This window comes from Paenibacillus terrae, from assembly GCF_000943545.1.
Lineage (GTDB): Bacteria > Bacillota > Bacilli > Paenibacillales > Paenibacillaceae > Paenibacillus > Paenibacillus terrae_A.
In genome coordinates this window covers 1-4,508 of sequence record NZ_JTHP01000144.1, presented here as the reverse complement: position 1 = coordinate 4,508, position 4,508 = coordinate 1, and the positions used below count along the sequence as shown (strand labels likewise).

At 39.4% G+C, this 4,508-nt stretch carries 3 protein-coding genes and 2 pseudogenes; all 5 read left to right on the top strand.

Annotated elements, in window-relative coordinates; genetic code table 11:
* Nucleotides 1-263 (top strand): annotated as a pseudogene (locus tag QD47_RS33600) (phage terminase large subunit); the annotation flags it as partial.
* A 203-nt stretch (nucleotides 264-466) separates the two neighbouring features.
* The gene (gene bluB / locus QD47_RS29175) at nucleotides 467-1,102 is read left to right on the top strand and encodes a 5,6-dimethylbenzimidazole synthase (RefSeq protein ID WP_044649415.1); all 636 of its coding nucleotides are present in this window, start codon (nucleotides 467-469) and stop codon (nucleotides 1,100-1,102) included.
* 136 nt (nucleotides 1,103-1,238) lie between these two features.
* The gene (locus QD47_RS29170; RefSeq protein ID WP_044649414.1) at nucleotides 1,239-2,546 is read left to right on the top strand and encodes a phage portal protein; all 1,308 of its coding nucleotides are present in this window, start codon (nucleotides 1,239-1,241) and stop codon (nucleotides 2,544-2,546) included.
* A 970-nt stretch (nucleotides 2,547-3,516) separates the two neighbouring features.
* Nucleotides 3,517-4,134 carry a DUF4355 domain-containing protein gene (locus QD47_RS29160; RefSeq protein WP_044649413.1) on the top strand — a complete coding sequence of 206 codons (618 nt, stop codon included), beginning with the start codon at nucleotides 3,517-3,519 and terminating at the stop codon, nucleotides 4,132-4,134.
* A 29-nt stretch (nucleotides 4,135-4,163) separates the two neighbouring features.
* Nucleotides 4,164-4,508, top strand: a pseudogene (locus QD47_RS29155) (P22 coat protein - protein 5 domain protein); the annotation flags it as partial.

Here is a 4,508-nt window from a genome sequence, read left to right as displayed (position 1 = left end):
AGCTATGGAAGGCGAAGATACATACACCCGTAGAAAGTGTTCACTCCAAGGGACAAAAGCATGAACGTATTATTAGCTTGGAGCCGGAAGTGAAGAAGGGTCATATTCTGTTCAATTCAGATAATCTCAGATATAACCATCAGGTGAAGGACTACAATCGAAATTGTACATATGATGATGCGCCAGATAGCTTATATGGGGCTGTCCAATTGATTCAGTCAGTGAAAAGTCTGAAATTTTATGATCGAAGTTTGTTGTTTTGAGGGTCAGGCAGTTTAGACTACAGATTGATAATGAACTGCAAGAGATAATATTGATTTCAAGCATAAATAATATTAGAGTTATATCATAAAAATACCAATTTCAATGTAAACTTGAGTCTGAAGCCCTGTCATAATCATTTGAGTACTGGCGCATTATCAGTCTTATTTAGGCTGGGGATTTTTGTTCTAAGGGAGGGATTAAATTGTTAAATGATTCTGAAAGAGAAGGACTATTTAAGGCCATTTTTGAAAGGAGAGATATTCGATCATTTAATGGAAAATCCATATCCAAAGATAAGTTAAACAACATATTAATGGCTGGTCATCATGCACCATCCGTTGGTTTTATGCAACCTTGGGATTTTATTGTCATTGACTCTCAAGGGGTTAAAGAACGATTGGCGCATGCATGTCATAAAGAAATACAAGCGTTGTCCATACACTATGAAGATGAAAAAAAGACAAGATTTCTCTCGCTAAAATTAGAGGGGATAAGGGAGGCACCTATAACGATCTGTATTACATGTGATCCCACGAGAGGTGGTGGACATGTACTTGGGCGAAATTCTATTCCTGAAACAGATATTCTATCCGTCGCCTGTTGTATCCAAAATATGTGGTTGGCGTCTTATGCAGAAGGGATAGCTATGGGATGGGTTAGTTTTTACAAGAAAACAGACGTACGAGAAATACTAAATATTCCGCCACATATTGACCCTGTTGCTTTGATTTCATTAGGATATACGGATTTTTATCCTACAAAACCAATCCTAGAACAAGAAGATTGGGAGAGGCGTCGAAATCTGAATAATCTAATACACCATAATGTTTGGGAATAATTTAAAATGCAATTGAATCCCTTTAGATATGATGCTAACGGAAACGGCAGTGCAATAAGGAACTACCTTATTAAGGGTGGTTCTTTTATTTATTCAAGCAAAAATTACATAACCCATTTTGAAAGGAAGAACCTATTTGCAAATAACCGAGTCCATCATAATTGAATGTCTAAATGAACTCCAATCGGCTGCAATAGCCAAACAGAAATATGCAGATTACTACAATGGTAATCACTCCATTCTCAAGAACTATGCAATGCAAGAAAGCCGCAGCAATCAAAAGCTCATTTTCAATTTTCCACGTAAGTTCGTAGACAACGAAGTGGGCTATCTACTTGGAAAGCCAGTAAACTATGTGTCCAAGTCAGATCAGGATGAAGCCATACATAATATAGATGTACATATGAGTCATTGGGACAAAGAGCATAATCTACAGCTTCGGAAACAATCCGAAATCTTTGGCGAGAGCTATGAATTGAACTATATTGATTCGGATGGCCAGTTTTCAGCCACAGTATTATCTCCATTGAATGCCTATGTGTTGGAAGATGGAACAGCAGAACGAAATGTATTACTAGGCTTACATAAATTTACGAGACGTTTTGATAAGCAAGTATATTTGGACGTGTATACTGATCATGAAATTCTACACTATACAATCGGCAACGATGATAAACACAATCAGAGTAAGCAAAACCAAGCACCTGAATTAAAATATATCGGCAAACATAATCACATCTTTGGAAGAGTCCCGCTTATCTCCTGTCCAGCCAATACGGAGAGAAAAAGTGGCTTCCAAGATGTGATTTCTTTATTTGATGCCTATAACGCTTTGAACTCTGATTTGGTCAATGAAATCGCAGATCATCGCAACGCCTATCTCGTGATTGAGAATGCCAAGCTGGAGGCCGAGGACTTATTAAATATGAAGAAGATGGGCATTATTCAGGTTCCGGCTGGAGGAAAGGTAAGCTGGCTTACGAAGGAGATTAATGACTCTTTTGTGAAAAATGAGTTGGACAATATTGAACGAAAAATCTTCGACATGATGGATCAGGTCAACTTTAATGAAAACTGGGCCAGCAATACTTCTTCCTTAGCGCTGAGAAATAAGCTGCTGAATCTGGAAAATCGAGTAGCAATGCGTGAAGCGTTAATGGAAAAGGCGATCAAGCAGCGGTTACGTAATTTCTTCACGTTCCTGCACATTAAAGAAGGAGTTCAATATGATTACCGAGATATTGCGGTGAAGTTTACTCGTAACTTGCCGACAGACTTGGTCGGGATGGCAGATGTGATTGTGAAACTGAAAGAAGTGGTCTCACAGGAAACGCTGCTTACATTGCTTCCATTTGTGGAGAATCCGAAGCTGGAATTCAATAAATTTCATGCAGAGCAGCAACGATTAGATGGTACGGATAAGGAGGTATCGAATGCAGAATAAAAACAAAATCAAACGGCTGGTTAAGAATAATTGTGTTGGTTATCTCGGAACGAAACATGGCATCTCGAATTATTGCTGTTTACAAGATGGCCCATGTGTATTTTTCGCTCAAGATGATTTTCCGCTTCGATGTACATATTTTGAAAATGGGGTTTTACCCATAGATGGAAAGTTAGAACGAGAATATAAGTTTGAGCGGAATATAGAATCTGAATTTAAAACAGCGCAACCGAGGGTGAACTGTCAGAAATGTCGGGCTACATTTTCAGCTAATTCGAATCGACAGAAATATTGTGAGAAATGCAGAGACAAGAATGCGAACGAAAAGACGAAATTACGGATGCGCCAGATGAGGAGAAAACAGGCTTGATGTTACGCTTTAGAGGTTTAAAAAGCCCAATAAACAAAGGGTGAAAATGTGGCAAGAATGGGGGACTGGTATGTTTGTACCCATTTCTCGTTTTTGCGATTTCTAAAGCGTAACAGCATTGTAGTATGGTATGACAATGAACGAATTCAACATACATATGCGTGTTCGAAAGATCGACCCTAAACAGACTCGGTGTTACGCTTTAGGCTGTCAAAAAGCTATATAAACAAAGGATGAAAAATAGGCAAAAGTGGGGAGATGGTATGTTTGTACCTTTTCCTCGTTTTTGTGATTTCTAAAGCGTAACATGATTGTCTAGAGCATGATGTTCAATATTATACAGTTTCAGCATACATATACGTTTCTGAAGTTTAGGCAAACAACAGGCTTGATGTAACGCTTTAGGCTGTCAAAAAGCTATATAAACAAAGGGTGAAAAATAGGCAAAAGTGGGGAGATGGTATGTTTGTACCTTTTCCTCGGTTTTGTGATTTCTAAAGCGTAACAACACTGTCCTGAGCATGACATTAAACGGCTCCATACATACATAAGCGTGTTCGGTTCTGTGAGTCGAATGGGCAATAAAGGAGATTAACAAAAATGAATTTAGAACAAGTGAAGCAGTTGATTGAAGAAAACCAAACGAATGAGGAATGGAAAACATATCTTCAGAGTTTGAATCCGTATAACGTGGCAGGGATAGAGCGATATATTCAATCTAACAAGGATGCAAAAAGTTGGTTCGATAGCACGGTAGACAAACGATCCGCTAAATCCTTGGAAACGTGGAAAGCCAACCATTTGGAAAGTGCAGTAGATGTTGAGATCAAGAAGCGATTCCCGGCTAAGGATGAGAAAGAAATCGAAGTCGAGAAGCTGCGAGCCGAAGTGGAGAATATGAAGCTGGAGAAACAGCGTGAACGGTTAACCAGCCAAGCGATCAAAATTGCATCCGAAAAGAAACTTCCACTCCCGTTAGTGGATTTTTTTATTGGTGCAGATGAAGAAGCGACGACAGTGAATTTGGCTATGTTGGAACAATCGCTACAACTGGCTATCCAACAGCAAGTCGAGCAACGACTCAAAGGGGATGGCTATACTCCTCCGGCTGGTTCAACGAATAGCACATTTACATTGGATTCAATTAAAGGCATGTCCCCAAACGAGATCAATCAGCATTGGGATCAAGTCAAACAAGCATTACAAAACAAACAATAATCAATAGAAAAGGACAGGGTGATTAGAATATGACAGTACAACATTTTATTCCTACGATTTGGAGCGCACGTTTAAATGAAAGCCTGAAGAAGAATCTGGTGTATGGAAATGTGGTCAACACCGATTATGAAGGTGAGATTCAAGGTCAAGGCTCCACCGTAAAAATCAATTCGATTGGAGCGGTGACGATTGGCAACTATGACAAGGTAGCAGGAATCGGGAGTCCACAGGAGTTGGATGCTACGCAAAAGACGTTGGTAATTGATCAGGCGAAGTATTTCAATTTTCAGGTGGATGATGTAGATGCTGCGCAAGCGAATGTAAATCTACTAGATGGTGGAATCGTGGAAGCTTCCTACGGACTGGCCAATATA

What these genes read in the sequence shown, in the direction of transcription:
- QD47_RS29160 (WP_044649413.1), top strand. Translation starts at nt 3,517, where the DNA reads ATGAATTTAGAACAAGTGAAGCAGTTGATTGAAGAAAACCAAACGAAT.